Source organism: Mesorhizobium sp. L48C026A00 (genome assembly GCF_000502375.1).
In the GTDB taxonomy this organism is placed as follows: domain Bacteria; phylum Pseudomonadota; class Alphaproteobacteria; order Rhizobiales; family Rhizobiaceae; genus Mesorhizobium; species Mesorhizobium muleiense.
This window is the reverse complement of sequence record NZ_AYWU01000045.1, coordinates 1-20,122: the sequence shown is the minus strand read 5'-3', so window position 1 is coordinate 20,122 and position 20,122 is coordinate 1. Positions and strand designations below refer to the sequence as shown.

At 63.1% G+C, this 20,122-nt stretch carries 16 protein-coding genes and 2 pseudogenes; 12 read left to right on the top strand and 6 right to left on the bottom strand.

What is annotated here, in order from left to right; genetic code table 11:
• Nucleotides 1-28 precede the first annotated feature (28 nt).
• Nucleotides 29-187, bottom strand: coding sequence for a hypothetical protein (locus tag X738_RS86470; protein WP_023803719.1), 159 nt, complete (start codon nt 185-187; stop codon nt 29-31).
• Here X738_RS86470 and X738_RS78210 point away from each other — a divergent pair.
• A pseudogene (locus X738_RS78210) lies at nt 183-483 on the top strand (ABC transporter substrate-binding protein); the annotation flags it as partial. The gene X738_RS86470 and the pseudogene X738_RS78210 overlap by 5 nt on opposite strands.
• A gap of 630 nt (nt 484-1,113) precedes the next feature.
• On the opposite strand, the gene X738_RS78205 reads toward X738_RS78210, so the two are convergent.
• Both X738_RS78205 and X738_RS78200 read right to left on the bottom strand, forming a co-directional pair.
• Nucleotides 1,114-1,335, bottom strand: coding sequence for a hypothetical protein (locus tag X738_RS78205; RefSeq protein WP_023803717.1), 222 nt, complete (start codon nt 1,333-1,335; stop codon nt 1,114-1,116).
• Between the two features lie 199 nt (nt 1,336-1,534).
• Entirely contained in the window at nt 1,535-1,777 is a 243-nt protein-coding gene (locus X738_RS78200; RefSeq protein WP_023803716.1) for a DUF982 domain-containing protein, read from the bottom strand.
• Between the two features lie 405 nt (nt 1,778-2,182).
• Between X738_RS78200 and X738_RS78195 the strand changes: the two genes are divergently transcribed.
• Nucleotides 2,183-3,379: a hypothetical protein gene (locus X738_RS78195; RefSeq protein WP_023803715.1), complete on the top strand. Its 1,197-nt coding sequence runs from the start codon at nt 2,183-2,185 to the stop codon at nt 3,377-3,379.
• A gap of 407 nt (nt 3,380-3,786) precedes the next feature.
• Here the strand turns inward: X738_RS78195 and X738_RS81895 are convergent, their stop codons facing one another.
• On the bottom strand, nt 3,787-4,005 hold the full coding sequence (locus X738_RS81895) for a hypothetical protein (RefSeq protein ID WP_023803714.1): 219 nt from the start codon (nt 4,003-4,005) through the stop codon (nt 3,787-3,789).
• A gap of 139 nt (nt 4,006-4,144) precedes the next feature.
• Entirely contained in the window at nt 4,145-4,765 is a 621-nt protein-coding gene (locus tag X738_RS81420) for a DUF433 domain-containing protein (protein WP_023803713.1), read from the bottom strand.
• Between the two features lie 188 nt (nt 4,766-4,953).
• Between X738_RS81420 and X738_RS78180 the strand changes: the two genes are divergently transcribed.
• From X738_RS78180 to X738_RS85575, 8 genes and pseudogenes are all read left to right on the top strand, one after another.
• On the top strand, nt 4,954-7,104 hold the full coding sequence (locus X738_RS78180) for a ParB/RepB/Spo0J family partition protein (RefSeq protein ID WP_031256998.1): 2,151 nt from the start codon (nt 4,954-4,956) through the stop codon (nt 7,102-7,104).
• 469 nt (nt 7,105-7,573) lie between these two features.
• Nucleotides 7,574-7,798: a hypothetical protein gene (locus X738_RS87935; protein ID WP_023803711.1), complete on the top strand. Its 225-nt coding sequence runs from the start codon at nt 7,574-7,576 to the stop codon at nt 7,796-7,798.
• Entirely contained in the window at nt 7,795-8,952 is a 1,158-nt protein-coding gene (gene ltrA, locus X738_RS78175; protein WP_023803710.1) for a group II intron reverse transcriptase/maturase, read from the top strand. The genes X738_RS87935 and ltrA overlap by 4 nt, the downstream gene beginning before the upstream one ends.
• A gap of 102 nt (nt 8,953-9,054) precedes the next feature.
• Nucleotides 9,055-9,530 (top strand): annotated as a pseudogene (locus tag X738_RS78170) (hypothetical protein).
• 86 nt (nt 9,531-9,616) lie between these two features.
• Nucleotides 9,617-10,009 (top strand): hypothetical protein, encoded by a 393-nt coding sequence (locus X738_RS78165; RefSeq protein WP_051408002.1) that lies wholly within the window; start codon nt 9,617-9,619, stop codon nt 10,007-10,009.
• A 193-nt stretch (nt 10,010-10,202) separates the two neighbouring features.
• The gene (locus tag X738_RS78160; RefSeq protein WP_245277864.1) at nt 10,203-10,718 is read left to right on the top strand and encodes a DUF1419 domain-containing protein; all 516 of its coding nucleotides are present in this window, start codon (nt 10,203-10,205) and stop codon (nt 10,716-10,718) included.
• 479 nt (nt 10,719-11,197) lie between these two features.
• Nucleotides 11,198-11,725, top strand: coding sequence for a hypothetical protein (locus X738_RS85580; RefSeq protein ID WP_023803705.1), 528 nt, complete (start codon nt 11,198-11,200; stop codon nt 11,723-11,725).
• Nucleotides 11,726-12,108: 383 nt separating this feature from the next.
• Complete coding sequence (locus X738_RS85575; protein WP_023803704.1) at nt 12,109-12,792, top strand: transposase; 684 nt, start codon at nt 12,109-12,111, stop codon at nt 12,790-12,792.
• A 35-nt stretch (nt 12,793-12,827) separates the two neighbouring features.
• Here the strand turns inward: X738_RS85575 and X738_RS78150 are convergent, their stop codons facing one another.
• Nucleotides 12,828-14,021, bottom strand: a complete 1,194-nt coding sequence (locus X738_RS78150; RefSeq protein ID WP_023803703.1) for a DUF1173 domain-containing protein — start codon at nt 14,019-14,021, stop codon at nt 12,828-12,830.
• Between the two features lie 186 nt (nt 14,022-14,207).
• Between X738_RS78150 and X738_RS78145 the strand changes: the two genes are divergently transcribed.
• Together X738_RS78145 and X738_RS78140 are read left to right on the top strand one after the other, a co-directional pair.
• The gene (locus X738_RS78145) at nt 14,208-18,830 is read left to right on the top strand and encodes a strawberry notch family protein (protein ID WP_031256996.1); all 4,623 of its coding nucleotides are present in this window, start codon (nt 14,208-14,210) and stop codon (nt 18,828-18,830) included.
• A 12-nt stretch (nt 18,831-18,842) separates the two neighbouring features.
• Nucleotides 18,843-19,886, top strand: coding sequence for a DUF7146 domain-containing protein (locus X738_RS78140; RefSeq protein ID WP_023803701.1), 1,044 nt, complete (start codon nt 18,843-18,845; stop codon nt 19,884-19,886).
• Nucleotides 19,887-20,122: the final 236 nt, after the last annotated feature.

Below are 20,122 nucleotides of genomic sequence, written 5' to 3'. Positions count from 1 at the left end.
AACAGCCACCTATTTCATGCCTACCTTCCTACACGGATTTACGACGCAGTTTCCGCGGATCGCGGTCGAGCTGATCGCCACAAACCGGCACCTCGACATCATCCGTGAGCGGGTTGGTTTCGCTTTTCGCGTTGGCAAGGCCACAGGTCAGGACCTGATCGTGCGGCGTGTCTCCTCGATCAAACATGCGGCCCCTCGGCATCCAGGTGATCGCTATTGCGTACCGCACCGGCGAGGCATGGAACGAAACCGCGTATTCGAACCCCGAGTTAGACGCCAAGGTCAACGAGGCCCTCTCGATCGCCGACGCCGACAAGCGCAAGGTCGTCTTGAAAGACATTCAGACGATGCTCCGGGACTCGGGCATCCTCATCCAGCCCTACTGGCGCAAACTCTACAACAGCTCGGTCCCGCCGTGAAAACCACGGCATGCATCCGACGATCGAAGCCGACCACGGCAAAGTCTGGCTTGTGCAGACCTGATGTACCCGGGCTTGAGGCGGGCTCGCCCGTTCCGACGCTCGTTAACGGCCAAACGGTCAATTATGAGATAGAACAGGATCGGCGGACCGGCAAATCGTGGCCGGCAACCTGAGCAAGGCTGGCTGAACCAGCCATGCGATTTCGGCAAGCGCATCAAGCAAGCAAGCTTCAGTGCACCAAAATGATCAAGTCTGGTGGCCCACCGGCACGTCGAGTCGGCACGTCGTTGAAGTGTCACCTTCGCTGACCTATATGCGCGCTGCGTCGGATGTTTCCTCCCATTCGTCCGGCGCGTTCCCCTCTGGAGGTTTTAACCTTCATACCTGGCCGGACCTTTGGTCCGGCCTTTTTCTTGCGCGCGAGAAATGGGTAGACTGAGGTGACGACGTCCGGCCGCTGGTTGGACGATCTCGCTGTGCATAAGTCCAATATCGCGTTGCCACTTCACTGGTGAAATGAGAACCATGATGAGAGGCTGTCAAGCCGATGGCTCATCTTCGCCAGCCCGGCGGCTGAAGACTGATCCATGGCCGTTTTCTCGGCCTACCATTCTTGTCGGTGCATTCGAGGGCGATGGCAATTCCCCGCCTGCTTTTGCCGATATTTTCACAAGAGATGTGGAAGAACTGACTATGCTGCAGGGTTGTCGAAGACCATGGGCAACCCACGTTTCGACGCCATCTCGACCACCAGTTCTTCGATCGCTTGATCGGAAAGGCGGGTCTGCAGTGTCGTACGAATCCGTTTGACCAGTGCGTGCACCGGCAAAGGCGCGAGATCCTCGGCATCATCGAGAAGCCGACTGACTTCGATCACAACGTCAGCAGCGATGTCGCTCGGCAAATTTCGCATAAGCCATCTCCGATCGACGAAAATATTGCCGTCTTCCTGACCGTTGTCGAGTCAAGCAGATGAACCTCGGGTTGTTTCCCACGACGGCAGGACTGGACGCTCTGCTGCCGGCTGCACCACCCCGGTCATCGCTGTGATGGCGTGAAGCTCCGCTTCCCCAGTCACTTTGGAAGCCATCGAGGCTACCATCATTTGGACCTCAGTCGCTGCGTAGGATCTTCGCTTCTAACGCCGCTACAACGAAGGCCCGTCTCGCAACCGGCGGCTGAGCTTCACCACGCAGAACCTGAAGACATGCATCCATAGCCAGTTTTCGCTTCTCCGTCTGATGAGGGAAGCTCCGCAGCAGAATCGTCGCTGCCTCGTTCACGTCGAGTATGACGCGCTCACGGTCATGCCGGCCAACTTGCACCACCACGGGCCGGACGAACCTGCTCGACATGCAATTACTCTCTCAGGTTCGACCTCGATAAGGTCTTCGCGTATCATGACGTGAGGTCAAATTATATGTGTATTGGCTAGGCCCGAAGAGAATATGCAGGTGCTCAATCCAAGACAAGTTGCCTGTCCAATTCAGGTCGCTATCTGAAATCCCGATGGGTCCCGGTCTTGTTGCGCAAGAAAGCACAGCGGATTTCTGTCGCGTCCGGAAGGTGAAGCGGCGCCTGGTCCCACGCGCTGAAGCCTGACCCTTCCCTCCTGGATGTCAGCCTTGACGCGGCCGCTGCCGCAATGCCGACGCTTCCAGTTGCGCGCGGATGCCGGGAGAGGAAGAGGGCGGGCGGGCTGCGGTGGCGGGTGAAGGTCCGGGAGAGAGGCTCCCGGCGCCCGCCGAGGAGCGACACCCATGACCCAGATGGAAATTCACACGCCCACACGCAATGATCGTCGAGGCTACAAGGTCGACGTCAGCCGCGGCCAGCGCATCGGCCGCGTGTCGTCAGAATGGTTTAACCGGCCGGCGGACGAGCGATACCTGTCGCTCACCGACCTTCGGAATTCGGTGAAGGTCCGGTCGGAGCGCAGCAAGACCCGGATCGTCGAAAGTGAGCTGATTCGTGTCGAGGCCAGCCGCGACGATCCGGAGCGCCTGAGGCTAATGCTGCCCGATGCGCCTGCCCCAGTTGCCCCCACGCATTGGAGTTTTGGCCAACTCGCCAGCCTGGTAGGCGCGCCGGCCACCTATCTGCGCCAGCTTCCGGCCCCGCTCGCGGCGATCAACCTTCAGCATGGTCTCCTCAACCACCGCGCCGAGCAGGTGAAGACACTGGAAATCGAGAACGGACGCCTCGAGCTGCGAGCGGTAACAGGTCCGGACTACGGCAGGATTTTCGATGAAGAGCTGATCGCGGCCGTCAAAAAAATCGCCGGCAACGGCACCGGTGACACGCGTTGGAAGGTGCCTGGCGTGCTCGACTGGTCAACGGGAATCTACAATCCGAACGTCGACATCTCCAACGACACGACAACGCTCTATGCGTCCGACCGTGATGTCTTTGTCTTCCTCGTCGATGACCTGAATCCGATCGAAGCCGGCAAGCTGCCCGATGGCTCGCCCGACGTCTTTTTCAGGGGGTTTTATTGCTGGAACTCCGAAGTCGGCGCCCGAACGCTCGGAATCGCCAGCTTCTATCTACGTGCAGTGTGCCAGAATCGTTGCCTGTGGGGCGTGGAAAATTTCGAGGAAATCACTATCCGGCATTCCAAATATGCCGCCTCGCGTTTTGCCCTGGAAGCCGAGCCAGCGCTGATCCAGTTCGCGGAGTCTTCGCCTATGCCGTTCGTCAATGGCATCAAGGCTTCGCGGGAGCGTGTCGTCGCTCGGGACGACGAAGATCGCCAGAGCTTCCTGCGCAAGCGCGGCTTCTCCAAGGCGGAGACGACGAAGATCATCGATGCCGTGCTTTCGGAGGAAGGGCACCCGCCCGCCTCGATTTTCGACTTCGTGCAGGGCATTACGCGGGTGGCGCGCGACAAGCCGCATCAGGATGTTCGCCTGGAGATGGAGGGCAAGGCCAAGAAGCTTCTCGATCTGGCAGCATGATTGCAATGCTGCGCGCGGCGGGGAGTAAAACTTCACCGGGCTGCTGATGCCGCCAGTTTCGAACATGTGCATCGCTGCGGCGCGCAGCACACAGCCTGCGCTGCCGGTCTGGCAAACACATCTCTCAGGTCTAGGTGTGCGCTGCACAAAATCGCAATGCTGCTATGCACAATTAATGCTTCTCGGGAGCGTGGAAGGGAGTTAGGTTGTCGCTATCAAGTTTCGTCCGGGTCACCTCCTCCCGACCTTGGCGATCAGGGACGGCATTTATTCCTCCCGAATGCTGTCGTCCAAATCAAGCCCGCCGCACCTCCTCCCGCGGCGGGCTTTTTCGTTGTGCGAGCGGCGGCTTCTCGCAGCCCGATGAAGGAAACGAACGCGGAGGTCCGTCAATCGGGGAGGTTGAATCAATGGATGGTGACGGTACGCTCGACATCCACCGTAATCTCCAGCACTTCGTTCCATGCCTCCTCGCCACCGAGCTCGGAAAGGGCGAGAAGAAAGAGCCTGCGCTGGAGATCGAGGCTCATCAGGCCAGGTGCGGTGTTGAAGGCGACCAGCCCGACATGCAGCTCCTCGCGGCCATAGAGGCCGCGAAAATCGGTCGTGTTGTGCGTGACGAGCACATAGCCGTCATCGACCGCGGGTCACCATATGGTCTTTGGCCGACGAGGCCCAGCCAGCGCACATGGCTGGACTCGGGGAAACCCCGTTTGCGCGCCAGTTTCGCAAGCTCTGGGCTCAGGCATTCGTTGATCAGGAATTTCACGAAGCGGCCGGCAGATCGTCGAGACGGATTGCGCGCGTCGACTTCGCCGCCGTGTTGCGCCACGCCGGCTTGACCGGCGGACGGCCACGCCGCGGATAGGCGAGCGCATAGTCGGCCGCGAGCCCGATCTGGTCGAGGGCCAGTTGCGGATAGGCTGCACGGATCGTCTCGGGCGTATCGCCATTGGCGAGCATGTCGGCAACGTCATGAACAAGTAGGCGTGTTCCCACAAAGGCCGGCTGACCGCCAAGTACCGCTGGATCGCGCGCCACCATGGCCTTTGCTTTCCTCAGACGGCTGAGGCCGGTCCTTACGCCGGCAGTGATCGGCTTCAGGTCGACCTTAAGCGGATCGTCCGCGACCACGGGCGCAGCATTATCGGCTATAGCGTGCTCGACGATACGCCGCCGCGCTGCCGGCGTCAGTGTCTCCGCCGTCAGCCAGGCGAGGCGTAGGCCGACGAGACCCGCTCCGACGATGACGCGGCTGCCGCGGCGTGTCTCGACACGGCCCCGCAGCAATCCGGCATCGATGATGCGATGGACCTGCTTGACCGGCACCTGCGTTACAGCAGCCGCCTCATTGGCGGTGAGCACTTCGCTGCTAAACCCCGGCATGACAATAATCCTTCCACGTTCGTGGAAGATATATAGTCACTCTGCCCTCCGCAGTCCAGCGAAGCTTTGCGGCAGCCGGCGGCGTCCGGGCCAGGCGCCCGGCGGGGCAAAGGGGGGAGGGGAGGGTTCCTGACGGGCTTGGAGGTTCGGGGAGAGGCCCCGGGCCGCCCGTCATGGAGAACCTGACCATGGCAAAGAACGCCATTCAGAAGATCGCTATGAACGCCGCGGAGAACATTCCCTATGACAAGCTAATGCTGTCGCAGAAGAATGTTCGGCGCATCAAGGACGGCGTGTCGATCGAGCAGCTGGCCGAGGACATCGGACGGCGGAAGCTGATCCAGAGCCTGAACGTCCGTCCAGTGCTCGACGGGGAGGGCGAGGAGACCGGCACGTTCGAGGTGCCCGCTGGCGGCCGACGTTATCTTGCGCTCGGCATCCTCATTAAGCAGAAGCGGCTGGCCAAAAATGAGCTGATCCCCTGCATCGTCAACCGCGGGCAGGAGACCTCGGCCGAAGAGGACTCGCTTGCTGAAAACCTGCGGCGCGCCGACCTGCATCCGCTCGACCAGTTCCGGGCCTTCAAGACGCTCAGCGATCAGGGTCTGGATCCGGAGGAGATCGGCGCCCGCTTCTTCGTGTCGCCTGCGACTGTGAAGCAGCGCTTGCGGCTGGCATCGGTCTCGCCGAAACTGCTCGATCTTTACGAGAAGGACGAAATCCGGCTTGAGCAGCTCATGGCGTTTTCGATCACCGACGATCATGCGCGCCAGGAACAGGTCTGGGGGCGGATATCCGGCTCGCACACGCAGGAGCCCTACTACATCAGGCGCCTGCTGACTGAGACGACGGTCCGGGCCGATGATCGCCGGGCCGTCTATGTCGGCGCCGAAGCCTATGAAGCAGCTGGCGGCGTCATCCTGCGCGATCTCTTCGAGCAGGATTCCGGCGGCTGGTTCCAGGATGCGGCGCTCCTCGAGCAGCTTGTCTTCGACAGGCTGAAGATGGATGCCGAGGCGATCCGCGCCGAAGGGTGGAAATGGGTCGAGGCGGCGATCAGCTTTCCCTATGGCCACACCTCCGGCATGCGGCGCATCTACGCCGAGGTGCAGGAACTCAGCGCCGAGGAGATCGAACGCTACGACGCGCTGAAGGCCGAATACGACAAGCTGGATGCGGACTATGCCCGGGCCGAGGATGCCGACGAGGCAATCGAGGCGAAGCTCGACCAACTGGGCGCCGAGCTCGATGCGATCGATGATCGTCCTCAAACCTACGATCCCGCCCAGAAGGCCATTGCCGGTGTGTTCGTTACGCTTGCCGCGAACGGCAAACTCCAGGTCGACGCCGGTTTCGTGCGGTCCGAGGACGAGCCGCGGACCGAAACCGGCGACGTCGATGTGGGCGAGGGAGGGGGCGCCGCCGGCGGAACGCGATCCAATGGCGATGGCGATGGCGATGGTGTTGTCGTCAACGGCGAGCCGGTGAACGACACCTCTGGCGACGACGGCGAGGACGATGACATCAAGCCACTGCCCGATCGGCTCGTCTTCGACCTGACCGCGCAGCGCACGCTGGCACTGCGCAACGCGCTCGCCGGTGACGTCGGCATCGCCATCGTCGCCACACTCCATGCCTTCGTCCTGCAGGTCTTCTATCGCTTCGCGCCGGACACGTGCCTGGAGATCAGCCTGAAGAGCGGCAGCTTCAGCCAGGTCGACGGTCTTGCCGAGACGTCCTGGGCCAAGGAGATCGCCGAGCGGCACGAAGCCTGGGACCGCGATTTGCCCGATGAAGCGGATGACTTGTGGGACTTCCTTCTCGGCCTCGACGAAGCAAGCCGCAAGGCGCTGTTCGCGCACTGCGTCTCGCTGACACTCAATGCGGTGGTCGAACCCTGGAACAGGCGACCGAAGGCGCTCGAGCATGCAGACGTGCTTGGCCGCTCGCTCCAGTTCGACATGGTCGACGCTGGTTGGGCGCCTACGCTCGAGTTCCTCGAGCGCCTCACCAAGGCGCGGATTCTGCAGGCTGTCCGTGAAGCGCGTGGCGTAGACTCCGCGCAGCTGATCGACCACATGAAGAAGGACATCATGGCCCGTGAAGCCGCCCGTCTTCTCGAAGGATCGAACTGGCTGCCGGAGCCGCTGCGCCTTGAGGTCGATGAAGTGGCTACCGATGCTCGCGTCGCGGTCGCCAGCGACATGCCCGACGAGGCGGCTCTCGACAGTGATGCCACCGAGCTGCCGGCCTTCCTCGCCGACGATGCGAATCCGCCCTCCGATGAACCGGTGACCATCGACGGCGACGATGCGGACCACCTCCAGGCCGCCGAATAATCGGCCTCACGCTCGCACCGGGCCCGGCACTCCCGCCGGGCCCTTTTTCGGTGTGCCGAGCATGATCGACAGCTTGGAGGTGTAAGTCCTTTACCCAGCCTGATGACGGCGAAGGGTTAGCGAAGCGCAAGGGCGTCGTCGCGAGGCGGGGTCTGAAGGAAGCGCGGAGCAAACCCGCGACCCGATGGACAAGAACCGGATATGAGGCCTACCCGGCCGGACGAGCGGGCCGATGACCGCGAAGTCCACAGTCATCAAGGACCGGGGTGGTAAATTCGGCGGGTGTGCGGGGAAGGCGGTCGATCTTACCTCGGGAGATCTGTGCCGTGTCCGGAAATCCGGACTGAGCCCGCCGTGAGGCGCGCTGATCGCGGTGCAGAAGTCAGCAGAGGGCATAGTAGGGAGGCGTCTGCCGAACGAAGGCCCGAACGGTTGGAAAGACGAGTAGGACGGAGTTCTCGCATTGGCCATGCGGCGGAAAACCCAGCTCGAGCTGGCCTTCCCCGAGACGGAAACGGGTGAAGCCTGCGACCGCCTTGGGGCAGGGACCGAAGCCTGTGCGGCGAACGCCGCCTCCGAAAGTCTGGCGGCAATGGCCGGACCGTGCATGGAAGCGATTGTCGATCGCGACAATCTGAGGAAGGCGCTGGCGCAGGTCCGGCGCAACAAGGGAGCGCCGGGGTCGACGGCATGAGTGTCGATGCCTTGGCGCTGCATCTGAAAGACCACTGGCCCGAACTTCGCGCCCAACTGCTCGAAGGCGCCTACAAGCCGCAGCCGGTGCGGCGTGTCGACATCCCGAAGGCGTCCGGCGGCACCCGTCCGCTCGGCATCCCCACGGTGCTCGACCGCTTCATCCAGCAGGCGGTGATGCAGGTGCTGCAGGCTGCATGGGACGGCGGGTTCAGCGCGTCGAGCTACGGGTTCCGGCCCGCACGCTCGGCTCATCAGGCGGTTGCCGCGGCGCAAGCGTTCATCGCGTCGGGTCATCGCATTGTGGTGGACATCGACCTGGAGAAGTTCTTCGACCGGGTCAACCACGACATCCTGATGGGGCTGGTGGCCAAGCGGGTGTCTGATCCGCGTGTCCTTCGTCTGATCCGTGGCTTTCTGACCGCGGGTGTGCTCGAAGGCGGGCTGGTCGGTCCAATCGAAGAGGGAACGCCGCAGGGCGGCCCGCTCTCGCCGCTGCTGTCCAACCTGATGCTGGACGAACTCGACAAGGAACTGGAGCGACGCAACCATCGCTTCGTGCGCTACGCCGACGACTGCAACATCTATGTGCGCAGCGCGCGGGCGGGCGAACGGGTGATGGCAAGTGTCGAACGCCTCCTCGACAGGCGTCTGAAGCTGAAGGTCAACACGCAGAAGAGCGCGGTCGCCCCGCCACATCGGCGCAAGTTCCTCGGCTTCAGCTTCACGAACGAGAAGACGCCAAGGCGTCGGATCGCACCGCAGGCTGTGGCCCGGTTCAAGGAGCGCGTGCGGGTGCTGACGATGCGGACGCGGGGCGCGAGCCTCGCGCAGATAGCCAAGGAGCTGTCGCTCTATCTGAAAGGGTGGCGCGGTTACTTCGGTTTTTGCGAAACCCCGTCGGTGTTGCACAGCCTCGACCAGTGGATCAGGCGAAGGCTGCGATCCATCGTATGGAAACAGTGGAAGCGCGGGCGCACCCGCTTTGCGGAATTGCGGCGCCGTGGTGTCGGTCACGATCTGGCGGCACAAACCGCCGGCAGTCCACACGGCCCATGGCGCATCAGCAACAGCCCCGCGCTCGCCATTGCCCTGCCGAACGCTTTCCTCGCAAGCATCGGCCTCGCTTCCGTTGTGCCCGCCAAGGCCGCATAACCAGCCGAACCGCCCTGTACGGACCCGTACGCAGGGTGGTGTGGGAGGGGCGGAACCGCAAGGTTCCCCCCTATCCCGATTTTCCGACATGGAGAAACCCGCATGTCCGCACATATCGTGTACGAATCTGCTCCTCTGGGGAGCGTTATCCAGTACAGCGACGGCACCGCGAAACCGCCGGCTCGCTCACCAAGAAACTCGCTGCGTGCAAGAGCCGCAACGGCGTCGGTCCCCTGGTCAGGAAGCAACCACCGCGCGAGCGCGCGACCTCTAGCTCGCCGGCCCATTTCACCCTGCATGAGGGCGATTTCGGGCAGGGCGGCATCATAGTCGTCTCGGTCAGGCGCACCTGGTCCGTCGAGAGTGACCTGCGTTTCGAGATCGTCGAGCGTCCCACGATCGGCATGGTCCGCGTCCTGCAGGAACTCGGCGACAGCCCGGAGCTGCTCTATCTCGCCAAGGATCGCGAGGCGGCCGAACGCTTGCTCGCCAGCAATTAGTACAGCCAAGCCTATCTTGAAGAGGTCTCCGCCGATCAGGTCGGCGCCGACGTCATCGAGGGCCGCGCGGCCGCCTGATCGCTTCACCGCATAGAACCACCCCGACGACGGGCCCGGTATCGCGTGAGCGGTCGCCGGGTCTTTCCCGTTTCATGGAGATCGACATGCTCGACTGGAACAGAAGCTGCGCCTATGACGACCAGCAGAAGAGACGTTTTCACACGACAGCCCGCTCACGGCTGAAGAAACTCGCCACCGAACTCGCCCTGCCGCAGGGAAGCTTTGACCTGCGCTCAAACAAGGCGGGCATAGCCGTTTCCGGTGAAATCACCCTGCACCATGACCGCGCCTACATCCAGGTCGGTCAGTTCGGTTTGTCCTCAGGTCACGGCATCCTGATCCGCACCTGCAAGGGCCGCAAGGACTATACCGGCGGGGCCAATCACTTCGTTGCGCTCGGCATGCTCGACGACATCCCGGCGCTCGCGGCCGCCGTGCGTGCCATCACCGGGGTTGGTCGAGACAGTCCGCGTTCCTCCGAACGACGCGCCGCCTGAACCCTGCAAACCCCATCATCGCCGGTGCACGCGCCGGCCGCAGGGTCGGCCAGTCGACAGCCACAACACCACCAAGCAGTTGCGACGACGCGGTTCATGCCGCGCGTGGCGGACCTGTTATAGCGCGACGATCAGGATGAGACGTCGTCTCACCTTGATTGTCGCCGCGCAGATCTGCGTTCAGGAGAACGCCATGACCGCACACCCACCCTTCAGGAAGGTGCTCGACGGCGTCGCAACCCGCGAAGAGATGTTTTCGCTGTTCAACCGGCATCGCGATGATGCCCGGGTCGATCCCCTTTGCGGCTCGATTTACGCTGCGGAATGGTTCGAGATTCTTGAAAGTGAGTATCGCTTCATGCTCGCGCTGCTGCCGCCGCTCTTCCAGCGCACCGGCATGTTCGGGCTGTCCGAGTATAAGGCCGGATATGTGACCAGTGTCTTCTTCTCGATCCGCATCCACGGCCGCGAACGCTGGTTCCATGGCTTCTGCGACCTTTCAGATAAGCGCAGTCCGGATGCTATGCGGGCCGCCATCGCCGCCTATGAGACTGGTGCGGTCGACAGCATGACGCGCGAGGAAAAGCTCGAGGCGATCTCGAACATGACGCCTGTCGAACTCAGGGGCATTGCCCGCATCCTGATCCCGAGACCGGTGGGCCGAACATCGCGGCAAACGCACGATTCTCATTACCGCCGGAAGGCATGATGCTTGTCTTCAAGCTGCTCGATGATCTGTCGGATCTCGGGATTGACGAACTCCTGTCCTCCGCCCGATTAAGCCAGAGTTCAAAGAAGGGAGGCGCCGATAGAGGTTATCCCTGAGGGCTGCCGCTCGGAAGCGAAACGTCCTTATTAGCATGGTCCGCCTACTCCGCTGAAATGGGCGCGTCGGATAGGCCATGCGGCGCGATGCCTATCGAGGGAGGCGTTCTATCGGACGCCGACGGTCGAGACGCTCTCGCACATAACGATCGCTTGCACGCAGCCCTATCGCTTTCCAAGATACCGTGACGGCGACCGACATTGTTCAATCAGTGCTTCGCCGCCGGCCTGCGCATTTCACGGTATTTGAGGCCAGCACCGGCGAGATGCTCGTAGTCAAGCGAGCCACGTATCAGGGTTAGACTTCAACTCGGATGATCTTGGTCAGCTGATCACCCTGGCAATCGCCCATAGCGAGGCCGTGTGGCCGACTGGCTCGACGATATGATCGATCAGTCGCCGAACAAAACTTCGGATCAGGACCTGCCGCGCGGGATGTATCCGGCATTGCGTAAGGCGTCGATGAAGAGGCTGGCCGGGCCGGCGATACTCGTCCTGACCTGCATCGGCAGCGGCAAAGTGTTCCAGTCCTCCAAGGGAGCGATAGAGCTGGAGAAATTCATTGACCATGCAATGGCTGATCGCCGAGCCCTGCTTGTCCAGCGCCAGAATGCCTGTCTGGTTGCTTGGATATCGGAGGGCGGCGATCCGCTGCATCTCCAAGTCGCCATCGATGCGCAAATCAAAAAGCAGGACGCCCTGGCTTCTGTTGGCGATTTCTGCGACTTTTTCCGCAAATCCAAGAGGAAGCGCACGAACGCTTTCGACCGCCATCCCAAAATAATCGCGTCCAGCTCATCCGCCGCCATGAGAAGATTTGCTCCCAAGAAAATCAGGATTGCAATCGATGCAGTCGGTTGTGCACAGTCATCGGATGCCGACGGCTGTTAGTCCCTTGTGCGTTTTGCCCCGCGGCAACGAATGACGGCGTCGGCGGCGCTCGATGCAGGGAGGGGCTTTACCGAAGCTGGAGCATGCGAGCCTCGTCAGCGTGTCGAAATTTGTCAGCTGCCGGTGGATCGAGCGAAGTGGCCCCTGTGGATGGCAGGCATGGATAGCTCCGAAGGTCGCGTCAAATGAAACCTCGGCTCGCAATAGACTGTTTGCGTCCCGGTGATCTAGCCAGTCCCCGAGATCAGTGAAACCTCGCTTGCTCGTCGCTGGCCTTCTCCGATAAAGCTCGGCAAGAGCAATAAGATGCCTAGGCGCAGGATACTCGCCGACGAGAAACAGCGACTTGGCTTGCGAGTCGTCCTCACATCAAGGAAGGGACTATGAAGCGCCAGATCCGGCCATTTATCGTGGAAGTCAAACAGAAGCTCGGCAAGCAAAAGCCAAGCGATTCGATCTGGGGTGGTCACGACCTGTCCAAAATTGTCACTGAAATGACGCAGCTGCTTGATGGTGCTCAGTTGCCAAATTCTGAGCACATTGACTCCAGTATAAGACCCATCGATGCTGAAGAAGGTGACAATCCACAAGCGGAGCATATCATGGCCGATTCTCAGGAAGCTCAAACTGTTCAGACAACAGTGGCACCAGCCAAAGTGGAAGCCCCTGAAGCGAAGAAGAAAGTTCCGCGAGCAAAGAAAGCGAAGGCAGAGCTCGCCAAGCCGACCCGCAAGAGCGCGGCGAGACCAGGGCCCCAGGCGGCTGAACCTGCGGTGGCAGTGCGGACCGCCCGGAAGACCTACTCTGAGAAGGAACGCGCCCAGAAGCTTGCCCAGATCGAGAAGTCGATCGCTGGGGGTGCGACCAGCAAGAATGCGGTCAGCCAAGCCGGCATTTCGGAGCAGACCTACTATCAGTGGAAGAGGGCTGTGGCGCCTTCTTCAGATAGCGGCGATCTCCGTGATCTTGTCGCGCTCGAGGAAGAAAACGAGCGCCTAAGGAAGCTGCTGGCCGAACGCCTGCGCAAGGAAAATGCCGAGCTCAAGAAGAAGCTGGGCCTTGCGTAAGACATACTGAGCCTCGTTGGAAATTCCGCAGACGCTCAGAGCGGTAACGGCGGCATATCGCCTTCGCCGGCCCGCCAGACCCAGGAGCCGATCTCCGGACGCGCGGCGATCATTTCGTCGAGCGACGCCTCGAATGTTTCGTCCGCACCGGCCGGGACGACAAAGAGCGCGATCGGCTGCTGCCTGTTCTGAAGCAAAGCGTTGGCGATCGGCTTGTCGGGTTGCAGGTCGTAGCGCAATCCCTTCACGCTTTTCTCCCGTAGGCGGGCCAGCGCGTCGACGAGCCTCTTGTCCGGGATCGTCTCGTAAGGGATCCAGTTCTCGGATACCAGCATCAACGCGACCTCCTCGACAATGGCGAGTCCGGCCGGGTTCAGTCCGAAGGTCGCGATCACTATCAGATGTGAAGTCGAATCCGCTCCCCACAGCGACAATTCTTTCTCGAAACGTACCTGCAAGCGGCGGTGCAATGCATCGTCGATGATGAACGGGAAACCGGGCAAATGTCTGATGACAAGTTTCTGACCGGAGCGGGCAGGAACAATCTCCTTCACCTCGCCGACCAGAACCAGCAGCTTTCGTGGGCCGGATTTCGGCGGAAGCGCCGTGCCGAGAACCGCGTTGCGACGCTGCTCGATCGCTTCCTTGTTCTCGGCGCGAAACGGCTCGGGCACGAACAGGGTATCCGCGAGCGGTCCGGCCCTCACCGTCATTTGCCCGGCAGCCTCGAGCAGATGCCAGCGGACATTCCACCAATGTCGCTTGCCGGCCCATCGGGATGTCCAGACCGTCAATTCGGCCTCGTGCCAGAGATAATGAAGGAGGCCACGCAGCGACAACCTCCTGGGATCACCGGTTACGCTGGCGGAACTTTGCCCCGCAGGCACGGATGCTGCCCGGCTCCCTGTCTTCGACAGGCTGAAGTCCAGTTTGAGGGCCGCCATGCCGCTTTGCGGATCGAGCTGAATCGCGCTGCCCATCAAGGCGCCTAGCCCGGACAGTTCGTAAGGTGATTCATATGAATCGCAGGACGGATCATGGCCGCCGCCGCTCAGCGGCATGCGCTTGATCAGATGAAGGTCGCCGATGCGGGCGATGTACATCGGGCAGCCCGGCTCGCGGCACAGGCATAGCGGACGCTCGGTGCGAGCATAGGCGTTCGCCAGCGCCGCCTGCAGGTCTGGAGCTCCCTCCTCGTAGACCTCACTGCCAATTCTGAACCGTCGCATCACCTCCGCAGCTCCAGGTCGCCGCCGCATCCCTGTCCGCGCATTCAAGTCATGGCTTTGCGCAGAGCGCAACCCGTTTGGTGCATCGGCGCCAGAGGGAGAGGGGAGCCGGGAGGAGTGCGGCCCGGCTGGCGCGCAGAGAATGCCGCCGCGGGCGCCACTCCCCCTCTCGCGAAGGACATCGCCATGAACATCGTTTCGACCACATCTGCCGTCGCCCGGACGGCCGCTCCCCTCGGCGTCCCGGCACAAGACGCCATCGACACCGCCCAAGCGATCCATCAGGCGGGAATGCTGCTTTTGCCTTTCCTCGAACAGGGCGAGCGTGTCACCACCGCCGCACTGCGCACCACCATGACGGACAGCTTCGGCGGCAGCGATGCGCAAGGGTTCTGGGTCTGGAAGGACGCCTATGAGGCGCTCGAAACCGCCCAGGTTCTGTTTCTGCGCCGGTTCGGCCCTGCGATCCTGTCCCGGTCCACCACGCCGCAGGCAACGCTGGCGATGATCAAGCGCATCGCCGAACTTCTTCCCACCCATACGCGACGCTCCGACGAGAGCCAGGCCATGCAGCAGCTCTCCACGCCCTTGCCGCTGGCCTTCGTCACAGCGCACGCCGCGGCGATCGCATCTTGCGACCTCGTTCTCGAACCCTCGGCCGGCACCGGTCTGCTCGCCGTCCATGCCGAGATGGCGCGCGCCTCGATCGCCCTCAACGAGCTTGCCGCGACGCGGGCCGATCTCCTCGGCCTGCTGTTTCCACGTGTTACCGTCTTCCGGCACGATGCCGCTCATATCGACGACCATCTCGATGCAGCGATCGAGCCGTCCGTCGTCTTGATGAATCCGCCCTTCACCGTTGGGGCCTATGTCGACGGACATGTTCCCGATGCGGCATGGCGGCACCTCTCTTCCGCATTCGCCCGCCTGCGCGCCGGCGGGCGCCTCGTTGCCGTCACAGGCACCGGGCTGTCTCCGGAAAACCCCAAATGGCGGCCCGCCTTCGAACGCCTGCAGCAGCAGGGCACCGTCATCTTCACCGCAGCGATCGACGGCCATGTCTACGCCCGCCATGGGACGACGGCCGAGACCCGCTTGACCATCATCGACAAAGTTCCTGCTACCGACCCAACCAGCTTCTCCGGCTCGCCGGGCAAGGCCACGGATGTCGGGACGCTGCTCTCCTGGATCTCCGCGCTGCCGCCCCGGACACCGGGCGGCTTTCCAGACTCGATCGGTGCATTGTCCAGCGGCATCCTGCGCAATGCCGCCATGCACATGGGTGCCCGATCGGGGGCGAGAGCCGCACCCCTCGGTGTCTCAACGGGTGCTCCGAAGGCCATCCAATCGGTCCGCCCGACTGCGCGGGCGAAGCCCGCCCGCCAGGTCATGGCAAACAGCACGCCGGCTGTCCCCCTTGCCTACGAGCTGCGCGACTGGATGCCGGAGAAAGGCGGCCGGCTTACCGACAGGATCTACGAACCCTATGCGCTCCAGTCGATCCACATTCCACGGGCAAAGCCGCATCCGACGCCGCTCGTGCAGTCGGCCGCCATGGCCGCCGTAGCGCCGCCGAAGCCTTCCTATCGGCCGCTTCTTCCTGATGCGATCATCGACGGGGCCCTGCTGTCGGACGCCCAGTTCGAAAGCGTCATCTACGCCGGCGAAGCCCATTCCGGCCATCTCGCCGGGACCTGGACGGTCGACGAGACCTGCGACGTCGTCTCGGCCGCACCAGAAGGTGCTGCGAACGCTGTCCGCTTCCGCCGTGGATGGTTTTTGGGTGACGGAACCGGTTGCGGCAAGGGCCGGCAAGTCGCCGGCATCATCCTCGACAATTGGCTGCAGGGCCGCCGCCGTGCGATCTGGATTTCCAAGTCGGACAAATTGCTTGAAGACGCCCAGCGCGATTGGGCAGCACTCGGCCAGGAAAAACTCCTCGTCCAGCCGCTCTCGCGCTATCGGCAGGACACACCGATCCGCCTTGCCGAGGGCATCCTGTTCACGACCTACGCAACCCTGCGCTCGCAGGAACGGGAGGGCAAGAAATCCCGGATCGCTCAGATCCTCGACTGGGTTGGCCAAGAGGCGGGGAGGGCCGGAGGCCCGACAGGGACTGGAGAGAAGCCGGCGAGGAGGGACGAAGGCCCGACGGGGAACAGAGAAAACTCTGCGGGAAGGACCGAAGGCCCGACGGGGATTAAAGAAAGCCAGACAGGGCTTGGAGAAAACCAGTCGGGGGCCAAAAAATCTTTCGATGGCGTTATCATCTTTGACGAGGCGCACGCCATGGCCAATGCCGCTGGCGGCAAAAGCGAGCGTGGCGACGTCGCGCCCTCGCAGCAGGGCAGGGCGGGGCTGCGGCTGCAGCACGCCCTTCCCGACGCGCGCGTCGTCTACGTTTCCGCGACCGGTGCGACCGCGGTCGAGAACCTCGCCTATGCGCAGCGTCTCGGCATTTGGGGCAGCGAGGATTTTCCATTCGCCAACCGCGCCGAGTTCGTCGCTGCGATCGAGGACGGCGGTGTCGCGGCGATGGAAGTGCTCGCCCGCGATCTCAAATCGCTCGGCCTCTATGCGGCGCGTTCGCTTTCCTATGACGGCGTCGAATACGACCTCCTCGAGCACGAGCTGACCGACGAACAGATCCGCATCTACAACGCCTATGCCGATGCGTTCCAGGTCATTCACAACAACTTGACCGCCGCACTCGAGGCGACCAACATCACCAGTGAGTCCGGCACGCTGAACCGCAACGCAAAATCGGCGGCGCGCTCGGCCTTCGAGAGCACCAAGCAGCGCTTTTTCTCGCATTTGATTACCTCGATGATGACGCCGACCCTGATCGGCGCGATCGGACAGGATCTTGCCGATGGCCATTCGGCAGTCGTGCAGATTGTCTCGACGGGCGAAGCGCTGATGGAACGACGCCTTGCCGAGATCCCGACCGAGGAATGGTCGGACCTGCATGTCGACGTCACGCCGCGCGAGTATGTCGGCGGGTACTTGATGCACTCCTTCCCCACCCAGTTGTTCGAGGAATATTCGGACGCCGAAGGCTATGTCTGTTCGCGGCCTGTCCACGACGAAGATGGCAACCCGGTTCAATGCCGGGAGGCTGTTCGCCGGCGCGACGAGATGATCGAAAAACTCGCATCGCTGCCGCCGGTCGGTAGCGCCCTCGACCAGATCATCCACCACTTTGGCGCCGACACCGTCGCCGAGGTGACCGGCCGCTCCCGCCGCATCGTCAAGAAGACCGACCGCGACGGCATCAACCGGCTCGCCGTCGAAAACCGCCCAGGCTCGGCCAACCTCGCCGAGACCCAGAGTTTTATGAATGACGACAAGCGGGTACTGGTGTTTTCGGACGCCGGCGGCACCGGCCGCTCCTATCATGCCGATCTTGGGGTGAAGAACCAGAGGCTGCGCAAGCACTATCTGCTCGAGGCCGGCTGGCGCGCGGACAACGCCATCCAGGGTCTCGGACGGACCCACCGCACAAATCAGAAGCAACCGCCGTTGTTCCGGCCAATGGCTGCGAACGTGAAAGCCGGCAAGCGCTTCCTGTCGACGATCGCACGACGGCTCGACACGCTGGGCGCTATCACGCGCGGCCAACGCCAGACCGGCGGGGCAGGACTGTTCCGTGCCGAGGACAATCTCGAAAGCCCCCATGCCCGCGCGGCACTCCGCCAATTCTATTATTTGCTTCACCAGGGCAAGATCGAGGGTTGCTCGGTCACGACCTTCGAGACCGTGACCGGGCTGTCGCTGACGACGGATGAAGGCGGCCTGCGCGACGAACTGCCGCCGATCACGACCTGGCTCAATCGCCTGCTGGCGTTGCGCATCGAAACCCAGAACCTGCTGTTCGAGGTGTTCGAGCAGTTGATGGCGGGAAGAATAGAAGGCGCCATTTCCGCCGGCACCTACGACAAGGGCCTGGAGACCATCACGGCGGAGAGCATCGTCGTCACCGATCGCCGCACCGTCTACGCGCACCCGGTCTCGGGCGCGCAGTCGCATGTCCTGACGGTCGCGCGGAAGGACCGTATCCAACCGCTCGGCCTCGTCGACGCGCTGGCCATCGTCCGGGCGGAACCGCAATCGGTTCTGCTGGTGAACGCCCGCTCCAGCCGTGCGGCGATCCGGCTGCCGACGGCGAGCCTGATGCTCGACGACGGCACAGTTGAACACCGCGTGCGCCTGCTGCGGCCGACGGACGAGCTGCGCTTCGGTCTCGACGCCCTTGCCGAAACACACTGGCAGCCCGCCGACCGAAAACTCTTCTGTGAATTCTGGCAGGCAGAAATCGACGCCGTCCCCGAATTCACCACCAGCACTTTCCACACCGTGACGGGTCTGCTGCTGCCGATCTGGCGTCGGCTGCCGGACGACGACTGTCGAGTCTATCGCATGCAGACCGATGCCGGCGAACGCATCATCGGGCGTCACATCGCGCCGACCCTTGTCGCGACCATGTTCCGCAATCTGGGGCTCGACGATGTACCCAAGCTCGCGCCGGAAGATGCCTGGACCGGGCTTGTCGACGGACGGATCGGACTACAACTCGCCGATGGCCTGATTCTGCGCCGCAGCCGCGTCATGAATGACTACCGTGTCGAATTGATCGGCTTCACCGACGCGATGGTCGCCCGGCTGAAGGCGCTGGGGCTGATCTCCGAGATCATCTTCTGGAAGCTCCGGCTGTTCATCCCGACGACCGCGCAAGGGTCCGCCATCCTCGCCGCGCTCCTCGACCGCCATACGCTGGTTGGCGTCACCGACCGTACCCCGGCGGCTTGAGGGGAGGCGATCATGACGGGCTCGGCCTCCGAGCTGGCACGCCGCCTTGGCGAACATGCCGAGGCGGTGTGCCGCGAATATCTTTCCAATGGCCATCGCTCCGGCAATTACTGGATCGTCGGCGATGTCCGCAACACGCGCGGCCGTTCCATGCATGTGCGGCTGAGGGCAAACGCCAAGGGCCCGGCGGGTAGGTGGGTCGACGAGGCGACGTCTGAATTTGGCGATCTGCTCGATGTAATTCGCGAAAGCTGTGGTCTGGTCAACTTCCGCGCGGTTGCGGATGAAGCACGTCGCTTCCTCTCCGTGCCGCTGCCACCGCCCCAAGCTCCTGGCGCGCAGCGGCAACCTGCCGCGGCACCCGGCTCCCCTGAGGCCGCGCGGCGCCTGTTCGGCATGTCCCAGCCGATCGCGGGCACGCTGGCGGAACGCTATCTTGCCGGCCGCGGCATTCTGCTCTCCACACATGAGCGTGCCCTGCGCTTCCATCCCGGCTGCTACTACAGGGATCTCGTGACCGGCGAGACGCGGACGCTTCCTGCGCTGATTGCCGCTGTCACCAGCCTCGACGGGCAGATCACCGGCCTGCAGCGCACCTGGCTTGATCCTTCGGGTCAGGGCAAGGCGCAGCTCGCCGATCCCCGCCGCTCGCTGGGGGATCTCCTGGGCAACGGCATTTGGCTAGGCCACCAGCCCGGTGCGACCGTCCCGGTCATGGCCGCGGGCGAGGGGTTCGAGACGATGGCCTCGCTCCGGACCGTGGTGCCGGTGCTGCCGGTGGCCGCAGCCACCTCGGCCAATCACCTCGCCGGCCTGACGTTCCCGCCCGGCTGCCGCCGCCTCTACATCGCAGCCGATGCCGACTCCGCCGGCCGGCACGGCATCGAGCGTCTCAGCCAACGCGCCGGCGAGGCCGGGATCCTCGCCCTGGTGTTGCAGCCGCAGCTCGGCGACTTCAACGACGATCTGCGCCATCTCGGCCCGGCCCATCTCGCGGCATGGCTCAGCGATCAGCTCGTCCCGGAGGATGTCCGTCTCTTCCTGCCAGCTGGATGAACGGGTCGGGCCGGCAGACGGCAGGGTGGCGTCACCGGAAGCCTTGCAGCTATGGCGGCGGTCCGCCGGAGAGGCTGCGCCCGCGGCCTGCCCGAGAGGCGACCCCTGCCACCCCCCGGTCACGACCGCAACGGCTGCGCCGTCCTCCGCTCGCGCTTCGGCCTTCGGTGCGGCCCCGCCGATATAGAGCTCGCCCCCCGCCCCGAACGGCACCGGCGCACCATGAGCGTCCAGCA

Bases quoted from the DNA above. Each gene is read 5' to 3' on its own strand.
- X738_RS86470 (WP_023803719.1), bottom strand. From the start codon at position 187: ATGTTTGATCGAGGAGACACGCCGCACGATCAGGTCCTGACCTGTGGC.
- X738_RS78205 (WP_023803717.1), bottom strand. From the start codon at position 1,335: ATGCGAAATTTGCCGAGCGACATCGCTGCTGACGTTGTGATCGAAGTC.
- X738_RS78200 (WP_023803716.1), bottom strand. From the start codon at position 1,777: ATGTCGAGCAGGTTCGTCCGGCCCGTGGTGGTGCAAGTTGGCCGGCAT.
- X738_RS78195 (WP_023803715.1), top strand. From the start codon at position 2,183: ATGACCCAGATGGAAATTCACACGCCCACACGCAATGATCGTCGAGGC.
- X738_RS81420 (WP_023803713.1), bottom strand. From the start codon at position 4,765: ATGCCGGGGTTTAGCAGCGAAGTGCTCACCGCCAATGAGGCGGCTGCT.
- X738_RS78180 (WP_031256998.1), top strand. From the start codon at position 4,954: ATGGCAAAGAACGCCATTCAGAAGATCGCTATGAACGCCGCGGAGAAC.
- X738_RS87935 (WP_023803711.1), top strand. From the start codon at position 7,574: ATGCGGCGGAAAACCCAGCTCGAGCTGGCCTTCCCCGAGACGGAAACG.
- ltrA (WP_023803710.1), top strand. From the start codon at position 7,795: ATGAGTGTCGATGCCTTGGCGCTGCATCTGAAAGACCACTGGCCCGAA.
- X738_RS78165 (WP_051408002.1), top strand. From the start codon at position 9,617: ATGCTCGACTGGAACAGAAGCTGCGCCTATGACGACCAGCAGAAGAGA.
- X738_RS78160 (WP_245277864.1), top strand. From the start codon at position 10,203: ATGACCGCACACCCACCCTTCAGGAAGGTGCTCGACGGCGTCGCAACC.
- X738_RS85575 (WP_023803704.1), top strand. From the start codon at position 12,109: ATGAAGCGCCAGATCCGGCCATTTATCGTGGAAGTCAAACAGAAGCTC.
- X738_RS78150 (WP_023803703.1), bottom strand. From the start codon at position 14,021: ATGCGACGGTTCAGAATTGGCAGTGAGGTCTACGAGGAGGGAGCTCCA.
- X738_RS78145 (WP_031256996.1), top strand. From the start codon at position 14,208: ATGAACATCGTTTCGACCACATCTGCCGTCGCCCGGACGGCCGCTCCC.
- X738_RS78140 (WP_023803701.1), top strand. From the start codon at position 18,843: ATGACGGGCTCGGCCTCCGAGCTGGCACGCCGCCTTGGCGAACATGCC.